Source organism: Rhodococcus globerulus NBRC 14531, from assembly GCF_001894805.1.
Taxonomy (GTDB): domain Bacteria; phylum Actinomycetota; class Actinomycetes; order Mycobacteriales; family Mycobacteriaceae; genus Rhodococcus_F; species Rhodococcus_F globerula.
The window spans coordinates 1093532-1115668 of the sequence record NZ_BCWX01000002.1 but is presented as its reverse complement, the minus strand read 5'-3'; the positions used below and the strand labels follow the sequence as shown (position 1 = coordinate 1115668).

Here is a 22137-nt window from a genome sequence, read left to right as displayed (position 1 = left end):
TGCGATTGGCGTGAGCTGGCACCGGATACGCCGAGTTGTAAGTACCTCGCTTCAGCTGCCGACACAGCCCCGTCGGTGGCGACCCTCATAGACGAGTGGAGCAGACGTGAGCACCAGTATTGATTCGTTCGGAGCAAAGGGAACCCTCGAGGTCGGTGAGAACTCTTACGAGATCTTCCGCCTCTCGGCCGTCCCCGGCACCGAGAAATTGCCTTATTCCTTGAAGGTTCTCGCCGAGAACCTTCTCCGCACCGAAGACGGTGCCAACATCACCGCGGATCACATCCGCGCCATCGCAAGCTGGGATCCCTCAGCTGAGCCGAGCATCGAAATCCAGTTCACGCCTGCCCGCGTGATCATGCAGGACTTCACCGGCGTTCCTTGCATCGTCGACCTCGCCACCATGCGTGAGGCTGTCACCACCCTCGGTGGCGACCCGAACAAGGTCAACCCGCTCTCCCCCGCCGACATGGTCATCGACCACTCGGTCATCCTCGACGTCTTCGGCCAGGCCGACGCTCTCGAGCGCAACGTCGACCTCGAATACGAGCGCAACGGCGAGCGTTACCAGTTCCTCCGTTGGGGTCAGGGCGCATTCGACGACTTCAAGGTCGTCCCCCCGGGAATGGGAATCGTTCACCAGGTCAACATCGAGTACCTGGCACCCACCGTCATGTCCCGTAACGGACAGGCATACCCCGACACCTGTGTCGGCACCGACTCGCACACCACGATGGTCAACGGCCTCGGCGTGCTCGGCTGGGGCGTCGGCGGCATCGAGGCCGAGGCAGCAATGCTCGGTCAGCCCGTCTCCATGCTCATCCCCCGCGTTGTCGGCTTCAAGCTCTCGGGTGAGATCAAGCCAGGCGTCACCGCAACCGACGTCGTGCTCACCGCCACCGAGATGCTCCGTAAGCACGGCGTCGTCGGCAAGTTCGTCGAGTTCTACGGCAAGGGTGTCGCCGAGGTTCCGCTCGCGAACCGCGCAACCCTTGGCAACATGAGCCCCGAATTCGGTTCCACCGCAGCGATCTTCCCGATCGACAGTGAAACGATCGACTACCTGCGCCTCACCGGCCGCAGCGACGAGCAGCTCGCTCTCGTCGAGTCGTACGCCAAGGAACAGGGCCTGTGGCACAACCCGGACCAGGAGCCCGTCTTCTCCGAGTACATCGAGCTCGATCTGGGAACCGTTGTTCCCTCGATCGCCGGCCCGAAGCGCCCGCAGGACCGAATTCTGTTGTCGGACTCCAAGCCTGCGTTCCGCAAGGACATCCACAACTACGTCGAAGACAACCAGCCGACCGAGCACACGCAGCTCGACGAGGCCGTCGAAGAGTCCTTCCCCGCTTCCGATCCCGCAGTGCTCTCCTTCGCTGACGACGGAGCGGTCGACGTTCTCTCGGCTGCGAACGGTGCGCATGGCCGTCCGAGCAAGCCGGTCGTCGTCAAGTCCGACGCCGGTGAATTCGTTCTGGACCACGGCGCCGTGGTTGTTGCCGGCATCACGTCCTGCACCAACACGTCCAACCCGTCGGTCATGCTCGGCGCTGCACTGCTCGCACGCAACGCCGTCGAAAAGGGCCTTGCCACCAAGCCCTGGGTCAAGACCAACATGGCTCCCGGTTCGCAGGTCGTCACCGACTACTACGAGAAGGCCGGCCTGTGGCCGTACCTCGAGAAGCTCGGCTACTACCTCGGCGGTTACGGCTGCACCACGTGCATCGGTAACACCGGCCCGCTGCCCGAGGCAGTCTCGAAGGCCATCAACGACAACGATCTCTCGGTCACCGCGGTGCTCTCGGGTAACCGTAACTTCGAGGGTCGCATCTCCCCCGACGTCAAGATGAACTACTTGGCTTCCCCGCCGCTCGTGATTGCCTACGGCCTCGCCGGAACCATGGACTTCGACTTCGAGACCGATTCGCTCGGTAACGACACCGACGGAAACCCCGTCTACCTCAAGGACATCTGGCCGTCCACGCAGGAAATCGAAGAGACGATCAAGTCCTCGATCGACCAGGACATGTTCCGCAAGTCGTACGCAACCATCTTTGCGGGCGACAGCCGCTGGCAGAACCTCGAAACACCGAAGGGCGACACCTTCGAGTGGGACGCGAACTCCACCTACGTGCGGAAGCCACCCTACTTCGACGGTATGACGATGGATCCGGCTCCGGTCAAGGACATCAAGGGCGCTCGCGTCCTCGCACTGCTCGGCGACTCGGTCACCACCGACCACATCAGCCCGGCAGGTCCGATCAAGGTCGGCACCCCCGCCGCGCAGTACCTCGACTCCCATGGCGTCGAGCGTGCGGATTACAACTCGCTCGGATCGCGTCGCGGTAACCACGAGGTCATGATTCGCGGAACGTTCGCGAACATCCGTCTGCGTAACCAGCTTCTTGATGACGTCTCGGGTGGATACACGCGCGACTTCACGCAGGAAGGCGCACCGCAGGCATTCATCTACGACGCGTCGCAGAACTACCAGGCAGCCGGCATCCCGCTGGTCGTCCTGGGCGGCAAGGAGTACGGCTCCGGATCCTCGCGTGACTGGGCTGCCAAGGGCACGAGCCTGCTCGGCGTCAAGGCCGTCATCACCGAGTCGTTCGAGCGCATCCACCGCTCCAACCTCATCGGCATGGGCGTTGTCCCGCTGCAGTTCCCGGTCGGCGAGTCCGCAGGGTCGCTCAAGCTCGACGGCACCGAGACCTTCGACATCGAAGGCGTCGAGAAGCTCAACGAGGGCGTCACCCCGAAGACCATGAAGGTCACGGCAACGCGCGAGAACGGCGAGAAGGTCGTGTTCGACGCAGTCGTACGCATCGATACCCCCGGTGAAGCGGATTACTACCGCAACGGTGGCATCTTGCAGTACGTGCTCCGCAACATGATCCGAGGCTAGTTCGCCAGCCTGCCTTTTCCGCACGGCGGACTCAGCGACCTTGCTGAGTCCGCCGTGTGCGTTTGGTATCGGTTCACGGGTGGTGCCAACTCCATACAAAGAGTCGGCATCGTGGAGATGCGCGAGACGAGGACAAGAACGTGCCCAAGGTCAGTGAAGACCATCTCGCGGCACGGCGCAGTCAGATCCTTGACGGTGCCCGCCGCTGCTTTGCGGAATACGGCTACGACGGCGCCACAGTCAGAAGACTGGAAGATGTCACCGGGTTGTCCCGAGGCGCGATCTTTCATCACTTCAAGGACAAGGACGGACTTTTCCTCGCGTTGGCGAGCGAGGACGCGAGCCGCATGGCCGACGTCGTCGCCGAAGAGGGCCTTGTGCAGGTGATGCGCGACATGCTCGCTCAGCCCGACCAATTCGATTGGCTTGGCACACGCTTGGAAATTGCCCGGCGACTGCGGACCGATGCGGATTTCCGTGCCAAATGGTCACAGCGGTCGGCGGAACTCACCGAGGCGACCAGCGCTCGTCTGGCCTTCCAGAAATCTGCCGGGCGGTTGCGTGACGACGTACCCACCGACGTACTGATCGGCTATCTCGATCTGGTGATGGACGGTCTGGTGGCCCGAATCGCGTCGGGCCACGCCGGCAACAATCTGTCGGCGGTCCTCGATCTGGTCGAGGAATCGGTGCGTCGACAGGACTGAGGGGCTTCGCCCCTGTGCGCCTTTTCGGTAGTGGGAGCTACCAGAAAGGCGCACAGGCGGTTACGCCAGCTGAATCAGCTCGAGGTATTCCTGCGACCAGTGATCCTCGTTGCCGTCGGGCAGAAGGATGACGCGCTCGGGGTTGAGAGCCTCAGCCGCACCCGGATCGTGAGTCACCAGGACAACGGCGCCGGTGTAGCTGCGAAGCGCGTCCAGGACCTGCTCGCGGGAGATCGGGTCGAGGTTGTTGGTGGGCTCGTCGAGCAGCAGGACGTTTGCAGCGGACGACACGAGGCCGGCCAGTGCCAGACGGGTCTTCTCACCGCCGGAGAGCGTGCCTGCCGGCTGTTCGAGCTGCGGGCCCGTGAACATGAATGCACCCAGGAGCGAACGCAGTTCCTGCTCCCCCGTGTCCGGAGCGGCGTGACGGATGTTCTCCCACACCGAATCGTTGTCGTCGAGGGTGTCGTGCTCCTGCGCGAAGTAACCGATCTTGAGTCCGTGACCCGCGATCAGCTCACCGGCATCGGCTTTCTCGGCGTTCGCGAGGATGCGCAGCAGGGTCGTCTTGCCTGCACCGTTGAGTCCGAGGATGACAACGCGGGATCCGCGGTCGATCGCCAGGTCGACGCCGGTGAAGATTTCGAGTGAGCCGTACACCTTGGTGAGGTTCTTGCCCATGAGCGGAGTCTTGCCGCACGCTGCAGGCTCGGGGAAACGGATCTTCGCGACCTTGTCGGACACGCGCTCGGCATCGAGGTTGGCCATCAACTTGTCTGCGCGCTTTGCCATGTTCTGGGCGGCAACAGCCTTGGTTGCCTTGGCGCCCATCTTGGCTGCCTGGATGCGCAGAGCGCCGGCCTTCTTCTCGGCGTTGGCGCGCTCGCGGCGTCGACGCTGCTCGTCGGTTGCACGGGCGTCGAGGTACTTCTTCCAGTTCATGTTGTAGATGTCGGCTTCACTGCGCACGGCGTCGAGGAACCAGACACGGTTGACGACGTCGTTGAGCAGATCAACATCGTGACTGATGACCACAAGGCCACCCTCGTGATTCTGGAGGAATCCGCGCAGCCACGTGATGGAGTCCGCGTCGAGGTGGTTGGTGGGCTCGTCGAGGAGCAGAGTCGTGTCCGAGCGCGCGCCGCTGCCATCGGACGCGGCAAAGAGAATTCGAGCCAACTCGACGCGTCGACGCTGACCACCGGACAGCGTGCTCAGTGGCTGGCCGAGGATGCGATCTTCGAGGCCGAGGCTGCTGGTGATGCGTGCAGCTTCACTCTCGGCTTCGTAGCCGCCCAGGGAGGAAAAGCGGTCTTCGAGCTGACCGTACTTCTTGACTGCCTTGTCCTGTGATTCCTGGTCGAGAACCTCGCCCATGAGAATCTGCTGCTTCTCCATGTCACGGAGCATCGTGTCGAGGCCACGGGCCGAGAGGACACGATCCTTGGCGAGCACGCTCAGGTCGCCCTCTTTGGGGTCCTGCGGCAGGTAGCCGAGGTCGCCGGTCCGGACGACCTTGCCCGCGTACGGCTCTCCCTCACCGGCGAGGAGACGCAGTGTGGTGGTCTTGCCTGCACCGTTACGACCGACCAATCCGATGCGATCACCGGGCTGAATTCGCAAGGACGGACCGGGCGCCGTGAGAAGGGTGCGGACACCGGCACGAACTTCGAGGTCAGTGGCGGTAATCAAGCAGAACTCCTCAGAACTAAAGACAACTACGGGCAAACGTGTCCTGACGGCAGACACAAGAACTTCCAATTTTACCGTGAGCTGGGGCCATCTCCGACCAGCGGCGTGTGAATCCGCTAACAGTGGGAGATCTGCGATGTAGATGGAATCCTCGGGGGATGACAACCCGAACAACCGCCGCAGACGTCGTCATCGTGGGCGGCGGGCCGGCCGGGCGGGCGCTGGCGACGAGATGCGTCGCCCACAATCTGTCGGTCATTCTGATCGATCCGCACCCCACGCGAGCGTGGACGGCAACGTATGCGGCCTGGCTCGACGAGCTTCCGGCGTGGTTGCCGGACGCGGCCATTTCCAGTCGTATCGGTCGCCCGTCGGCGTGGGCGCAGCGACCCACAACGCTCGATCGCACTTACTGCGTATTGAATACATCGATACTGCAATCAATACTGTCGACCGGATCTACGCAGGTCATAGCAGAGAGAGTCACTCATGTGACTACCCACTCCCTCATCTGCGCTGACGGGACCCGTATCGGCGCACAGGTCGTGGTCGATGCCCGTGGAACACCACCAACTCCCAGAATGGCTCAGCAAACCGCCTTCGGAATCGTGGTCGATCGCGCCGCCGCGGAGCCGGCACTCGACGGCAACGCAGCCTGGTTCATGGATTGGCGACGCGACAACGGCACCGCGGAAACCGCAGAGCCGTCGTTCCTCTACGCCGTCCCCCTCGACGCCAACCGGACGCTCCTCGAGGAGACGTGTCTTGTAGGTCGACCGCCCCTACCGCTCGGCGAGCTGAAACGGCGACTGCACATTCGGCTCGGCAATCGCGGCGTCACCGTTGCGGAAGACGCCCCCGTCGAACGTGTCCGGTTCGCTGTGGAATCGCCACCGCGTCGGCGCGGTGATCCCTTCCGATTCGGCGCACGCGGCGGACTGATGCATCCCGGCACCGGGTACAGCGTCGCCACGGCCCTGAACGAAGCAGACGCTGTTGCTTCGGCGATTGCCCGCGGCGACGACCCTCAGAACGCACTGTGGCCGCGAGCGGCTCGAGCTGTCGCAGCACTGCGGCGAGTAGGCCTGAGCGCACTTCTCACGCTCGAAGCCGCTGACGTCGAAACGTTCTTTGCGACGTTTTTTGCGCTGCCTGTCGAACAGCAACAGGCCTATCTGTCGGATCGCCGCGATGCAGCCGCTACGGCGAAGGTCATGACGTCACTATTCGCCGCCTCACCGTGGCGGGTGAGACGAACATTGATGGGCGCGCCGCTTTCAGCGTTGAGGTCGAAATAACGGCGGTCCAAGTAACGGTCGTTGATAGCGTCACTACATATCGCCTCACCGATCACTGGAGTTTCCTTGTTCATTCTTTATGCCGTTGTTGCCGTGATTCTGACTGCCACTCTCGCCGGATCTGCCTATCTCGACATCACGCGCGAAGAAAAACTCGTCGACACCCTGACCGGATTGGGCGTTCCCGAAGAATGGATTCCCGGACTCGGCGTCATCAAGCTCGTCGGCATCGTCGGCCTATTGGTCGGGCTTGTTGTCCCCGTGATCGGCATCGCCGCCGCCATCGGACTGATCCTGTATTTCATCGGCGCCGTCGCCGCTCACCTGCGATCGGGCGACCAGAACATCGTGCCTCCCGCGATGCTCGGGCTCCTCGCCGTTGCCGCCTTGGTGCTGCGTATCGCGTCGTCCTGACCCGCCGACGCGGTGATCGCGAACAACAATTCGACATCGCACCCATTGTTTTCTCTCGCGCAATTGCGTTGCAGCGACCATCATGGGAACCATGCGATCGATTTGGAAAGGCTCGATAGCGTTCGGTCTGGTCAATGTTCCGGTCAAGGTGTACTCCGCAACAGAAGATCACGACATCAAGTTCCACCAGGTCCACGCCAAGGACGGCGGCCGGATCAAGTACAACCGCGTGTGCTCGGAGTGCGGAAACACGGTGCAATTTGCCGATATCGACAAGGCATACGACGCCGAAGACGGGACGCGTGTTGTCCTGACCGACGAGGATTTCACGAAGCTGCCGGCTGCGGAAAAGCATGAAATTCCGGTGCTCGAGTTTGTCGCGAACGAGCAGATCGACCCCATCCTTTTCGAGAAGAGTTATTTCCTCGAACCGGACTCCGCGTCACCGAAGGCATACGTCCTTCTCTCGACGGTGCTCACGGAGAGCGATCGCACTGCGCTTGTCCACTTCACACTCCGGCAGAAAACGCGTCTGGCGGCGTTGCGCGCCAGGGACGGCGTCCTGGTAATTCAGACCCTCCTGTGGCCGGACGAGGTTCGCGCTGCCGAGTTCCCCTCGCTCGACGGCGCAGAGAAGCCGAAGCCGAAGGAACTCAAGATGGCGCAGACACTGGTAGACAGCATGGCGGGCGATTTCGACCCGACCGAATTCACCGACGACTATCAGCTTCAGCTTCGCGAACTGCTCGAGAACATGATCGAGAGCGGCGGCAAGAAGGTCATCCCCGCAGCCGAGGTCGAACAAGGCGGCGAGGACGCCGACGTCGTCGATCTGGTGGCAGCACTGCAACGAAGCGTCGACGAGGCAAAATCCAACGCGTCGAAGTCCAAGACCCGCAAGCGCGCCTGAGCAACTACCGCCGAATGTCCTGTTCGTCGATCAAGGCATCGAGTTCAGCGTCGACGTCGGTGCTTCGATCACCACCCGACGCAACGGCCAGTTTCACCGCGGGCCCGATCGCCGCCAGCCCGACGTCGGTGAACATGTCCGCGTGTGAGGTGGGGACCGGACGGTCCACGATCACGCCGGTTATGAACGGTCGCCACGCCGACGCAGTGCGCAGTGGGTCGAAGGTGTCCGTGTGTGCCGAAAAGAACAGCAGATCACCGACGAATCTGCCGGGGCGATACCGATGTGCAAGGTGCGCCCCGGCGCAGTACTCGTCGTACAGTCGCTCGATCGTGTTGCTGGAGGCCAACGGATGATCCCCGATACTGCGACGGAGTAACACTTCCGCAGCCGCGGGAGTCAACTCCACCGCGTCAGGGACCGCTATCCCCAGCCCCGCGACCAATTCCGCGAGTGTGGGTTGCGCTCCGTCCATTGACGGATCCTCGAGCACGAAACTGTCCAACAGGACCAGTTCGGCAACGCTCTCCCCCAATGCCTGCAGCTGCACGGCAGCAGCGTGCGCGATCAGTCCCCCGATCGACCATCCGAGTAGGTGATATGGACCGTGCGGCTGGACTCGGCGGATCTCCGTGACATATCGCGCCGCAAAATCTTCGATCATCTCTGCCCGGAATTCCGGGTCCGTGAGGATCGGCGACTGCAGGCCGTACAACGGTCGGGCTGGATCGACGTACTGAGCCAACCCGCCGTAGCACCAGGCCAAGCCGATCGCGGGATGGACGCAGAACAGCGGTTCGGCTTCCCCTGAGGTTCGGATAGGCAGCAGAACCGACAGTGCTGATGCATCCGACTCGGCCGAGGCTGATGTATCCGGCTCGGACGAGTCGGCGTCGGCAAGCTTGCGGGCCAGCGCCTCCGGCGTCGGATCCGAGAACAACCACCCAACGGGAACTGCGCTCCCGGTCCTCACCTCGATCGCAGCTACCAGACGTGTTGCCATCAGCGAGTTTCCGCCGAGATCGAAGAAGCTCGAATCTGCGTGGACCATGTCGACGTCGAGTTCGAGTACGTCGGCGAATGCCGCGCACAGAGCGATCTCCGCGGAACCCTCCGGCCTGCGGCCGCCGTCGTCGTCCCACGTGGGAGTCGGGAGCGCGGAGCGATCGACCTTGCCTGCCGGCGACGTCGGGATCGAGTCGATCGTCACGAAGGCGGACGGCACCATATGCGTCGGCAACAAGCGAGCGGCATGGCGGCGCAACATTGCCGAATCGATACTTCCGCCGACGGCAGGGACGACGTACGCCACGATCCTGGAATCGCTGCCGGCCCCCACAACGGCCGCGACGGCTGCACGGACCGACGGTTCCGACGCCACGACCGTGTCGATTTCTCCCAGCTCGATACGGAACCCCCGCACCTTGACCTGGTGGTCGCCGCGTCCGAGGTAGTTCAACGAACCGCCGCGGTCGCTGCGCACCAGATCGCCGGTGCGGTACATCCGCGCACCTGCCTGGCCGTACGGGTCGGCAACAAACCGTGTTGCCGTCAACGCGGGACTACCGAGATACCCCCGCGCAAGTCCGGCCCCGTTGACGTACAACTCACCGACGAGTCGCCCGGGTACCGAGTGCAGGCGCGAATCGAGAACACGCGCGGCGACGCCCCGGATCGGGCCACCGATCGACACCGGATCCCCGACGCTCAACTCGTCGCTGATCGTGACCGCGACCGTGGCCTCGGTCGGACCGTAGGCGTTGAACATCCGTCGCCGTGGGGCCCACTGGGATACGAGCTCGGCTGAGCACGTATCGCCGCCGACGATCACTACGTCGAGCTGATCGAGTCCGCTGGGATCAACCGTCGCCAGGGCTGCTGGGGTGACAAACGCGTGCGTGACAGCGCAGCGCTGCATCACATCTCTCAGTTCGGCGCCGCCGTACACCGTCGAGGGTGCAATCACCATGGTTGCGCCTGCGCCGACGGCAAGCAGCAGTTCGAGAATCGACGCGTCGAAGCTGGGAGACGCAAAACTCAGGGTGCGGGAATCAGCGCTCACGCCGAATCGCTCGCGTTGTTCCTCCGCAAAAGCTGACAGTCCCGCGTGGGTGACCAACACGCCCTTCGGTTTTCCGGTGGAACCGGACGTGTAGATCAGGTAGGCCGGGTGATCGAGCTCGACCGACACCGGACGCACGTCTGCGCCGCCGACGGTAAGTTCGAGCGACTCGAGTGTGACCCACCGCGATGTGTCCGGCAGGTCGGCGACATAACTGCCGGCTGTCAGTCCGAGAACGGCCCCGCTGTCGCGAAGCATGTGTTCGATGCGTTCGGCCGGATACGCCGGATCGACAGGCAGGAACGCCGCGCCGGTCTTGGCTACAGCCCACACTGCGATCACGTAGTCGACGGACCGCGGAAGTGCAATCGCGACAATCGTTTCCGGGGCAGCGCCACTCGCTGCCAACACGCGGCACAGAGCGTCGGATCGGCGATCGAGTTCGCCGTACGTCAGAGCGTCGGATCCCGCCGCATCGATCAATGCCAAAGCCAACGGATCGGACGCAGCTCGGGCGAGAAGCTGCGGCAACGTCGCGGGGTCGCCTGCTACGTCACCGCGCACAGCACTGGACTCATTCGGTCCGAGGAGGTCCACGTCGCCGACTACGACGGTCGGATCGGCAGTCACCTCGGCGACAAGCGTCTCCAACATCGTTGCAAACGACGCAGCGGTATCTGCGTCGAGCAGATCCGTTGCATAGGTCAGGGACGCGGTGTACCCGGCGCCCTCTGCGTCTGTCTGTTCCACGACCGTGAATTGCAGATCGAACTTCGCGACGTCGGGCGTGATCTCCTCCGCGCGGACGATCAGTCCGGGCAGTTTCCACGCCACCTGATGAGCGGCGTGGAAGGAGAACATCGTCTGGAACAACGGATGGCGGTCGGTTGTACGCGTCGGCGCAACAACCTCCACAACCTGTTCGAAAGGAATGTCCGTGTGGGCAAATGCATCCAGGTCAACGGCGCGAACAGTGCGTAGTACGTCGACGAAGGTCGCAGCGGGATCGACAATCGTGCGCAGTCCGACGGTGTTGACGAACATTCCGACCAGATCGTCGAGAACTCGGTGGCCACGTCCGGCGACCGGCGAGCCGATCACGACGTCGCTGCTGCGACTCACGCGAGACAGCAGCACGGCGTATGCCGCGTGCAACACCATGAACGGTGTCGCTGCGTTAGATCCGGCAAGGGCTTCCACTGCGGTGCGAATGTGCGACGGCAGCGCGACGGTGACGTGCGCACCAGCCAGCGATTGAGTGAGCGGGCGCGGCCGATCGACGGGGAGATCGATCAACTCGGGTGCCCCGCGCAAGGTTTCCCGCCAGTACGACGCCTGTGCGCCGAGCACACTATCGGGGTCGTCCGCGCCGCCGAGCGCCTGGCGTTGCCACAGGGCGAAGTCGGCGTAGTGCACGTCGAGGGGTGTGAAGTTCGGAGCATGTCCGGAGCATCGTGCAATGTAGGCGGTGAGCACGTCCCTCATCAAGGGCGCGACGGACCATCCGTCAGCGGCGATGTGGTGCACGACGATGACAAGAGTGTGGCGATCCGGTGCGGTCTCCATCAGTAGTGCGCGGATGGGCGCTTCGGAGGTGACGTCGAAGCCACGAGAAGCAAATTCGGCGGCAATCGGCACCGCCCCACGGGCGCCTTCCGTCTCGAATTCCACCGCGGTGACGTTGCTCTGCACCACCTGATGCGGCCCGGTATCCGAGTCGGGGAACACCGTTCGCAAGATCTCGTGACGCTCGATCACATCGAGCACCGCAGCTTCCAGAGCCGGCACGTCGAGGCTGCCGTCGAGTGAGATTGCCGCCGGAACGTTGTACGCGGGTGAGGCCGGATCGAGTTGGTTGAGGAACCAGACGCGTGATTGCGCGTACGACAGTGGAATTCGTTCGGGGCGCTTGCTTACAGTGATCGGCGGCAGCGCCAGGACCGAAGCCGTTGAATCCAGCGCAGCTGCGAGGTCTCGGATGTCTGGGTGTTCGAACAGCATGCGGACCGGAACGTGGCGGCCCAGTGATTCGCCGAGACGCGCAACCAGCCTGGTCGCGAGCAGTGAGTTGCCGCCGAGGTCGAAGAAATTGTCCAGGGCGCCGATGTCCTCGGTACCGAGCAGTTCTCCGAACGCGTCGGCGACCACCAGTTCGGTTGCCGTGACCAGGGGCGCCACCGTTCGCTCGATCGTGCCAAGCACCGGGGCCGGTAGTGCGGCGCGGTCCAGCTTTCCGACGGGGGTGAGTGGAACGTGGCCGATCGGAGTGATCGCCGATGGCACCATGAACGCCGGCAGGGACCGGCGCGCATGGCTCAGAAGCTCTTCCACCGCAACTGTTTCCGTCGACAGCACCACGTACGACGCCAATATCGTCTCGCCGGCCGGGCCGTCCACACCCACCGTGACGGCAAATTCGACGCCGGGATGGCTGCTGAGAACCGAATCGATTTCGCCGAGTTCGATGCGGAACCCACGAACTTTCACCTGATGATCGGACCGCCCGACGTAGTCGATGGTTCCGCCGGCAGTCCAGCGCACCAGGTCACCGGTCCGGTACATACGAGTTCCACTGGGACCGAATGGTGCCGCCACAAATCGCGATGCGGTCAGCGCAGGCTGATCGTGGTATCCGCGGGCCAGTCCGAGACCGGCGATGTAGAGCTCACCCGTCACACCGACCGGCACCGGGTTTCCGGATCCGTCGAGAACGACAGCCGACACCCCGCGGACCGGTCCGCCGATGGTGACTGGCTCCCCCACTGCCAACGCGTCGCTGATGCACACCATGACCGTGGTTTCAGTGGGGCCGTAGCCGTTGAACAACCGACGGCCCGGCGCCCATCGCTGCACCAGTTCGGGCGGGCATGCCTCGCCGCCGACAACGATGGATTGAAGTACATCGAGCCCGGTCGGATCGACCGAGGCAAGCGCTGCCGGGGTGATGAAGGCGTGCGTGACGCCTTCACGGGCGATGAGCTCGGCCAGATCTTCACCGCCGTACACATCGGGTGAGGCAATCACCATCGTGGCGCCGGCATCTATGGCAAGCAGTAGTTCGAGGATAGAAGCGTCGAAGCTCGGTGACGAAAAATGAAGGGTCCGCGAGGAAGCGGAGATGCTGTATCGCTGCGTTTGTTCTGCGGCTAGCGCACTCAGTCCGCGGTGAGTGACGCTGACACCCTTGGGTTTACCAGTCGAGCCCGACGTGTAGATGATGTATGCAAGGTTGTCGGCTCGGATAGGTGCTGCTGGAACCACCAGTTCGCGCGAATCAGCGACAATCTCATCCATTGTCAACCACGGCACGGATCGTGGAAGCGACTCGAGCACAGATGTTGTCGTCAATCCGCGTGAAGCCCCGGAATCGGTGAGCATGTGCAGGATTCGATCCGCCGGATATCGCGGATCGACGGGAACAAACGCCGCACCGGTCAATGCCACGGCCCACAGCGAAACTATCGAGTCGACGGAACGCGGAATCGCAATCGCCACAATGTCTTCGGCGCCGATTCCCTCCGTGGTCAACCGATGCGCCACCGCTGACGCACGGGAATACAGTTCACGGTAGCGCAGGGTCACATTTCCCGATCGGAGCGCAACCGAATGTCCGGCCTCCGTTGCCGTCTGGGTGAAGATGTCCGCCAAGGTGCGCGATCCGACCCAAGCCGGCCCGCGAACCGGCATCAGCGACGCCCGCTCGTCGGCGGTGAGCAGTTCGATATCGGCGATCGTGGTACTCGGATCGGCGATTACGGCCCGCGCTACCGACTCGAACCGTGCGGCAATCCGAGCTGCGGTGTCCTCGTCGAACAAGGCGTGCGCGAAACGCAGGGAGCCGGTGATCTCCGGGTTGTCGGAATCACCCGCCACGAGCGTCAGTTCGAGATCGAATTTCGCTGTCGCAGGTTCGAGTGGCTCCGCGTGCAGATGGACGCCATGCACACTCACCTGCGGAGACACAAGATTCTGATGGTACGACAGCATGACCTGGAACACCGGATGACGCGGCGTCGACCGGTCGAGATCAAGTGCGTCCACCAGCACGTCGAAGGGCAGATCGGCGTGTTCGAATGCGGCGAGGTCGCTCTCGCGTACGGCGTCGAGCAGGTCCGTGAACGGCGCCCGGTGATCAACCGCTGTGCGCAGCGGCAAGGAGTTGACGAACATTCCGATCAGCGCATCGAGTTCGGGGCGCCCACGGCCGGCAACCGGTGTTCCGATCACCACGTCGTCGGTCGCGCCGAGGCGTGCAAGAACAAGTGCAAACATCGCGTGCAGGACCATGAACTGCGTTGTTCCGGTGTCACGGGCCAGAACGCCGATGAGCCTGCCTGCATCGGAGTCGAGGATGACCGGGACGGAACCGACCGCGGTGGTGGACTCGGATCCTCGTGGACGATCCTTGGGTAGGCGCAATTCGTCCGGCGCGCCGGCCATTGTCGCCGTCCAGAATTTCAGCTCACGAGAAACCACGCCTTCCGGATCGTGTGCATCACCGAGAACGGTGTGCTGCCACAGCGCGTAATCGGCGTACTGCACGTCCAGCGGCATAAATACCGGTGAGTCCCCCACTGCGCGAGCCGAATACGCAGCAACGAAATCCGCAGCAAACGGGGTCAACGACCAACCGTCGAAGGCAATGTGGTGGATAACCACCACCAGACGATGCACGTCCGGGCCTTCGCGTACCAGCAGTGCCCGTAGCGGAAGGTCCGCACTCAGGTCGAAACCTCGACCTGTGAACTCGTCCACCGTGGTGTCGGCATTACCGGTGCACTGCTCCACCGCAAAATTCACGTCGGCCCGCGCGCGAATGATCTGAACGGGACCGTCAGCGTCATCGACATAGACGGTTCTCAGTGCTTCGTGACGTGCGATGACATCGGACAATGCCGCTTCGAGGGCGTCGACCGATACATTTCCGGTAATCCGAATCGAGAACGGAATGTTGTAAGCCGGCGATGCCGGATCGAACCGGTTGACGAACCACAGTCGCTGTTGCGCGGCCGAAAGCGGCACGCGATCAGGGCGGACAACGGCCGTGAGAGCCGGGCGATCGTCCGAGGCTGCGACGCACGAAGCGAGACGCAGTGCCAGACCTTCGACGGTGGGGTTCTCGAAGATCGACCGCACCTCTACCGCAATACCCGTCGCGGCGGTCAATCGTGCGGTGACCTGCGTGGCGATCAGCGAGTTGCCACCGAGATCGAAGAAACTGTCGCTTGCTCGCACGGCGGTCACATCCAGAAGCGCTGCAAAGACTTCCGCTACTGCCTGCTCCAGACCCGGCTCCGGCGCGCGCCCGGTACCGAGGATTTCACGCGCGAGCGGCGTGGGTAGCGCCCGGCGGTCCAGCTTTCCTACCGGCGTCAGCGGTATGGCGTCGATGGCGGTGATGGACGACGGAATCATGTAGCGGGGCAAGGTTTCCCCGAGCAACCCGAACAGAGCTTCGGTGTCGCGGTTCTCGCCGTCGCGGTTCTCGTCACTGAACAGCACGTACGACGCCAGTGCGGTCCCCACGGAGGATTCGACGGCGATTGTTGTTGCGAACTGTACAAGTGGAGATTCCATCAACGCGGCGTCGATCTCACCGAGTTCGATGCGGAATCCGCGGATCTTGAGTTGATGGTCGCTGCGCCCCACGTAGCGAAGTGTGAGGTCCTTGGTCCAACGAACGAGGTCTCCGGTTCGGTACATCCGTGCACCGTCGGTCGAATACGGATGTGCGACAAAACGATCCGATGTCAATCCGGCACGTCGATGGTAGCCGCGAGCCAGCCCCGCTCCACCGATGTACAGTTCGCCGACGCCGCCGACCGGCACCGGTTGCAGCCGCGAGTCCAGGACAACGGCGTCGACACCGCGGATGGGTCCGCCGATGGTGATCGACTCACCGGGTTCGATCTGGTCGCTGATCGCCACCATCACCGTGGTTTCGGTGGGCCCGTACCCGTTGTGCAGCCGGCGTCCCCGGCTCCAACTCTCGACGAGTTCCGGTGTGCAGACGTCGCCGCCGACAACAACACATTCAAGGTCGGAGATACCGCCGGGATCTACCGTCGCGAGTGCTGCGGGTGTGACGAAGGCATGGGTCACCGCGCTCGTTCGAAGGAACTTCCCAAGCGCGTCGCCGCCGTAGATGTCAGCCGGCGCGATCACCATCGTCGCGCCGGTGGACCCCGCGAGCAGAAGTTCGAGTACGGCACCGTCGAAGCTCGGTGACGCAAAATGTAGGGTCCGGGAATTTTCGGTGATCCGATATCGATCCTGCTGTTCCCGCGCAAGATTGGCCAGGCCGGAGTGCGTGACGACAGTGCCTTTCGGCACGCCGGTCGATCCGGACGTGTAGATGATGTACGCCGCAGACGCTGGTGTGGCCGATGTGGAGTGCTCGTCGTGGCCGATCGGAGAGTCCGGATACGCCGCGACCTCCGCCGCGATGTCTGGGTCGCGAAAGTCGATCCACGCGGCAACGCTGCCACCTGCGGCAGCGTCGACTGATCTGATGCCGATCCGCGCTCCGGAATCCTCGAGCATGTGCGCCACGCGATCTTCCGGGTACCGCGGGTCGACGGGAACGAAGACTCCACCGGATTTGGCGACTGCCCACACTGCAAGAACCGAGTCGACCGACCGCGCAACTGCCAGCGCTACCGGCACTTCGCCGCACACGCCCAGGTCCATGAGGTATCGAGCGATCCGATTGGATTCACTGTCGAGCTCGCGGTACGACAGTGCGCGCTCACCGTCGTCGACGGCAATCCGGTCGGGATATGCCTCTGCCGTGCCGCCGATAATCTGCGCTAGCGTCGCATCGGGCAACCCTGCCTGACCGCGTCGTGGCAGTACGGCGGCGCTTTCACCGGCATGAAGCGTATGAAGATCGCCAACCCGCGTTGCCGGGTCGGTAACGGCGGACTTCACGAGCGTCACGAAGTTCTCGGCCATCGCTTCGATCGTCGAAGTGTCGAACAGGTCGGTGGAATAGGTGAGGGTGGCATCGATTCCGTCTGGTCGTGCAATCCCCTCGATCTCGGCTTCGTGCCGTTCGGCGATCGTCAATTCGAGATCGAACTTGGTCAGGCCGGTATCGACCGCTCGAGCCGTCATCGAGATCCCGGCGATTTCCCCGGTGTTGGTGGTCGCAATCCGCGAGGTGATTGCCACCTGGAACACCGGATTGTGCGACGACGAACGATCGATTTCCAGTGCGTCCACCACAACGTCGAATGGCACGTCTGCGTTGTCGAAAGCGTCGAGGTCGATACTTCTGACCTGTTCGAGGTACTCGTGGAATGTCATGCCACGGTCGATGACCGTGCGCAGAGCGAGTGTGTTGACGAACATACCGACGATGGGATCCAGAGACCTGTCCCCTCGACCAGCGACCGGCGTTCCGACGACGATGTCGTCCGTACCGCTGTACTTGGCCAGTAGCAGAGCAAAGCAGCCGTGCAGAGCGATGAACGGCGTGGCGCCGTGGTCTGCGGCCAGGGCCGTCAGTTTCTGATGGACGGGCGCATCAATCCTGAAGTCCATGTGCGAACCGCGCAGCGACGGCGCGATCGGGCGAGGACGATCGATCGGCAGATCAAGTTGTTCGGGTGCGTCTGCGAGTTGGCGAGTCCAGAACGCAATCTGTTCGGATGCAAGCGAATTCGGGTCGGCGACTTCGCCAAGGTGCTGACGATGCCACAGTGCGTAGTCGGCGTACTGGACGGTTAGCGGTTCCCACATCGGAGCGTGGCCGGTGACCCGAGCGGCGTAGGCGCCGGTGAGATCGGCGGCCAGCGGAGCAAGTGACCAACCGTCCGCCACCATGTGATGCAGGACAACCACCAGGACATATTCGTCGGTATCGGCAACCTGGATCAGCAGGAACCGCACCGAAGATTCACGCACCAGATCAAAACCGGCCGAAGCAAATTCGAAGATCCGGTCGTCGAGCAAGCGCCGTTCGACGTCGATGGATTCCAGCGCCTCGAAGCTGTCACCGGGATCGAGGATTTCCTGAACTGCCTGGTCGCCGCACTGGGGAAACACGGTGCGCAGCGATTCGTGCCGAGTCACGACGTCGAGAAGAGCCTGCTGCAGCGCAGCGGTGTCGACGTTGCCCCGCAGCGATATCGCAAACGGAATGTTGTACGCACCGGACTCCGGCGCCACTCGCCCCAGGAACCACAGTCGCTGTTGTGCGGGCGCGAGCGGTAGCGTCTGCGGACGTGGTTCAACCCGCAGGGCACCGCTGTCCGGCGTCTGAGTTGCGTATTCTACGCTCGCGGAAATTCCGGAAACAGTCGGGTGGTCGAACAACGCCCGCAAGGGCATTCGCACGCCCGTTGCCTCGGCCACCCGGGCAACCACCGTCGTCGCGGCCAATGAGTTTCCGCCGAGATGGAAGAAGTTGTCGTCGAGCCCGAGTGGGCCACTGCCAAGAATGTCGGCAAGAACAGCGGCAACCGCAATTTCGGTCGCAGTAGTCGGTGACCGGAACGCAGCCTGGGAACCCAGGATCGGTGACGGCAGGCTGCGTCGGTCAAGTTTTCCGTTGGTGGTCAAAGGAATTGCGTCGATCACCATGAACGCGTCGGGAACCATGTACGTCGGGAGCATTCCAGCAGCATGCATTCGCAACGCCTGGTCGTCGACGGCGTCGGCTGTGGTCACATACGTGACCAGAACATCACCGGCCGGTGTGGGTGCCACCACCGTCACGGCGTCGTTTACTCCAGGCGCAGCGAGGATTACGGCGTCGATCTCACCGAGTTCTATCCGGAAACCACGAATCTTGACTTGAGCGTCACCGCGACCGAGATACTCGAGCCGGCCGGGTTCAACCCAGTGAGCCCGGTCTCCGGATCGGTACAGCCGCCCTCCGCCGGCGTTGAACGGGTCGGCGACAAACCTGCACGCCGTCAGGTCCGGACGCCCGAGGTAACCGCGAGCGAGCTGGCCGCCGGCAACGTAGATCTCCCCCGCAACACCCACTGGGACGGGTGAGAGATGGTCGTCGAGCAGGTAGACCCGAAGCCCGTCGATGGCGTCACCGATCTGGCTGCCGGCCGCTGAGCGTGCGTGTGCACTGCCCAGTTCGAGACGAGTGACGTGCACCGTCGTTTCGGTGATCCCGTACATGTTGACAAGAGTCGGTGCCGAGTCGCTGTGATTGTCGTACCAGCGCCCGAGGCGACGCAGGTCCAGTGCTTCACCGCCGAAGATCACGTACCGGAGCGCAGTCGGAGACACTGCACGCGTGTCCGCCTCGATGTACTGGTAGAACGCCGACGGTGTCTGATTCAGCACGGTGACGCCTTCTTCGGCGACAAGGGCACGGAAGGCATCGGGATCACGCGAAAGGTCGTGGTCGACAAGTACCAGCGTTCCGCCGTACAGCAGAGCTCCCCACAATTCCCACACCGAGAAGTCGAAGGCAAACGAGTGGAACATCGTCCATACATCGGTGTGGTCGAACCCGAAATCACGACGTGTGTTCTCGAACAGTCGCATCACCGCTGCATGAGTTACCGGGACTCCTTTCGGCTTCCCGGTCGAGCCCGACGTGTAGATGACATAGGCCAGGTTGTCGGCGCTGTGAAAACCCGAGTGGTCGCCGAGAGCGTCGGCGGAGAATTCAGCGGATTCGACCCCGACCACCACCGCATTCGGAATTTCGGAATCGGAGATAATGCACACCGGCTTCGCGTCGTCGATCACAAAACTCACCCGATCAGCCGGGTGCGCACGATCGAGTGGAAGATAAGCACCGCCGGCCTTCAGCACGGCTGTTACGGCGACGATCATGTCGAGCGATTTCGTCAGCATGATGCCGACAAGCGATTCGGAACGAACACCCTCCTGGATCAGCTTGCGGGCCAACCGGTTCGATCGCTCGTCCAGTACTCGGTACGACATCCGCTCACTGCCACACACAACCGCAACAGCGTGTGGCAGGTTGCGGACTTGACCGGCAAGGACGTCGGTCAGTGTACGAACCGGAGTTGGCGGCCGCACCGGCCGTACGAGCGCACCTCGCTCGTCGGCTCGCAGTAGCGCAACAGCCCCCAAAGCCAAGCGAGGTGTCGTGACCAGCGCGGTCAGGACACGACTGAAGCGGTCTGCGAGATCCTCGGCGGCTCGCTTCGAACCGAGCCAGTCCACAACCCCGGTGACAGTCCGGTCGCCGCTGCCGTCACTGCCAGCCGGGACCGTCAGCGAGACAACAAGGTCCGGGTCGGTGGCGATGTCGGACCCGATGGGCACCCCTACTATCAGCCCGGGAAACCGTGGGTGCGCGTCGAGTGCTTCGTCGAAACACAGCATCGCCCGGAACAAAGGTCCGCTCTCCACTGTGCGACCGTCCCCGAGGGCTGCGGTGACCGATGTCAGAAGGGTGTCCGCACGATCGAATGCTTCGACAGTGACACCATCAACGATCTCGACCAATTCCGCGAGCGTCGCGGAGGTCGACGCTTCGGTTCTCAGGACCAATTGATTGGCGAACATCGATACAAAATCGTCGGGACTCGGCGAACCGTATCCACGCACCGATACCCCGATTGACACTTCTTCGGCCGAGCCGTGGCGTCGTAGCAGGCCAACCATCGCGGACTGCAGCAGCACGAACACACTCGTATCCGTCGCTGCGGCCATCGACTCGAGACACCGGAACACATCGGATTCGATCGCGACGGGCGCCTGAGATCGAATCCCGTCCGCCGACACCGGCAGCCCCAGTTCTTCTGCAGGTGTCGAAAGTTTCCGCGCCCAGTATTCGATATTTTGCGAATGGCGAACATTGTCGACCCAGCTCCGCGCCCCGTGAAAATCTATATCCGACAATCGGGTATCAGGACCAGCGGCGCAGAACAATTCGAGGAAATCGAGGAACCCACAATGGTGGGCGGTGAGGGTCTCGTCGGTATAAAGATCCGGGTTGGCCGCAAAATCGATCTGGATGTCGGTGGTGGACGGCTGGTAGACGTTGACCGACAGATCCTCCACCGGGCCCGTCGAGATCACCCGGAGTTCACCGGCGGCGGCGCCAAGAGTAATGCCGGAATGAAACAGCATCAGATTGATCAGTGGTCCGTGAAATCCTCGACCATCTGCAATGGCCCCAGTACCCGCGTTGAGATCTCGTCGCAGATCCTCGTGTCGATACTTCTGATGACGCAACGCGCCGGTGAGTTCCAGTTTCACCTCGCGGAGCACGTCACCGACGCAGTAGTTCGGGTCGATCGTCGCCCGCAGCGGTACAACGTTCGACATCATTCCGCCGGACCGTCTGGCAGCCTTTGTCGTGCGTCCGGACACGGGCAGACTCAGGACCACATCTCTGGTGCCGATCGTGCGGGCCAGGAACGCGGCCAAGGCTCCGATCACTACTGACGCGGTTGTGACGTCATGAGCGTCCGCGACGATTGCGATGGTGTTTCGCAGCGCCGCAGGCACAGTTGCCGATCGGATCCGGGCCCACGACTGCGCTGGCGCCGTATTGCGTGCAAGTGACGTCCCGGACGGCTGATCAGCCATCTTCGTGTTCCAGTACTCCCGATCGCGGTTCCATCGCGTCGAACCCAGGTAGTCGGATTCGGACTGGACCAGAGCGGGGAGCGACGCTGTTTCCTGGTCGGGAACCGGTTCGTTCCGAACGGATGCGGTGTAGATCTCGGCTGTGCGATTCATCATCGACATCGCGCCGAACCCGTCGAGAGCCACGTGATGAATGCGGCTGTACCAGTAGTAACGGTCCTCCGCAAGCACGAGAACTGCCATCCGCACCAGACGATCGACGAAGGGATCCATGGGGGTGGTGTGTTCGCGGTGCATCCAATCCTGGGCTGCCGCTTCAGGATCCGACTCTCCGCGCAGGTCCACCACGTCCAGCCGGTCATCCAGGTTCACGTCGAGCCATTGCCGTGGCGTGCCGTCCACCTCGACCAATCGGAGATACCCCGATCCGATCTCACGTCCGGTTTGCTTACTCGCCGCGGTCAGTACGGCAATGTCCAACGGTCCGTCCACATCGACGTACTGCGCAATGGTGACCGGAATTTCGGGCCTCAGCTGTTGCGCGACAAGTAAGGAAAGTTGTGAAGGGGACAGCGGGAAAGTGTCGGACATTCTTCCTCGATTGGGGC

Annotated in this window: 7 protein-coding genes; 5 read left to right on the top strand and 2 right to left on the bottom strand. The window is 62.8% G+C overall.

Annotated elements, in window-relative coordinates; genetic code table 11:
* Positions 1-106 precede the first annotated feature (106 nt).
* Both acnA and RG2_RS13760 read left to right on the top strand, forming a co-directional pair.
* Positions 107-2908, top strand: coding sequence for an aconitate hydratase AcnA (gene acnA, locus RG2_RS13765; RefSeq protein ID WP_033232089.1), 2802 nt, complete (start codon positions 107-109; stop codon positions 2906-2908).
* Between the two features lie 140 nt (positions 2909-3048).
* The gene (locus tag RG2_RS13760) at positions 3049-3615 is read left to right on the top strand and encodes a TetR/AcrR family transcriptional regulator (RefSeq protein WP_033232090.1); all 567 of its coding nucleotides are present in this window, start codon (positions 3049-3051) and stop codon (positions 3613-3615) included.
* Between the two features lie 60 nt (positions 3616-3675).
* Here RG2_RS13760 and RG2_RS13755 read toward each other — a convergent pair whose 3' ends face one another.
* Positions 3676-5307: an ABC-F family ATP-binding cassette domain-containing protein gene (locus RG2_RS13755; protein ID WP_033232091.1), complete on the bottom strand. Its 1632-nt coding sequence runs from the start codon at positions 5305-5307 to the stop codon at positions 3676-3678.
* A gap of 158 nt (positions 5308-5465) precedes the next feature.
* Between RG2_RS13755 and RG2_RS13750 the strand changes: the two genes are divergently transcribed.
* The 3 genes from RG2_RS13750 (at position 5466) to ku (ending at position 7929) form a co-directional block, all read left to right on the top strand.
* Complete coding sequence (locus tag RG2_RS13750) at positions 5466-6605, top strand: lycopene cyclase family protein (RefSeq protein ID WP_033232092.1); 1140 nt, start codon at positions 5466-5468, stop codon at positions 6603-6605.
* Between the two features lie 66 nt (positions 6606-6671).
* Positions 6672-7019, top strand: coding sequence for a DoxX family protein (locus RG2_RS13745; protein ID WP_033232093.1), 348 nt, complete (start codon positions 6672-6674; stop codon positions 7017-7019).
* 91 nt (positions 7020-7110) lie between these two features.
* A complete protein-coding gene (gene ku / locus RG2_RS13740; protein ID WP_174557358.1) occupies positions 7111-7929 on the top strand; it encodes a non-homologous end joining protein Ku in 819 nt (272 codons plus the stop codon).
* Between the two features lie 4 nt (positions 7930-7933).
* Here ku and RG2_RS13735 read toward each other — a convergent pair whose 3' ends face one another.
* Positions 7934-22120 (bottom strand): non-ribosomal peptide synthetase, encoded by a 14187-nt coding sequence (locus tag RG2_RS13735; RefSeq protein WP_230590035.1) that lies wholly within the window; start codon positions 22118-22120, stop codon positions 7934-7936.
* Between the last annotated feature and the right edge of the window lie 17 nt (positions 22121-22137).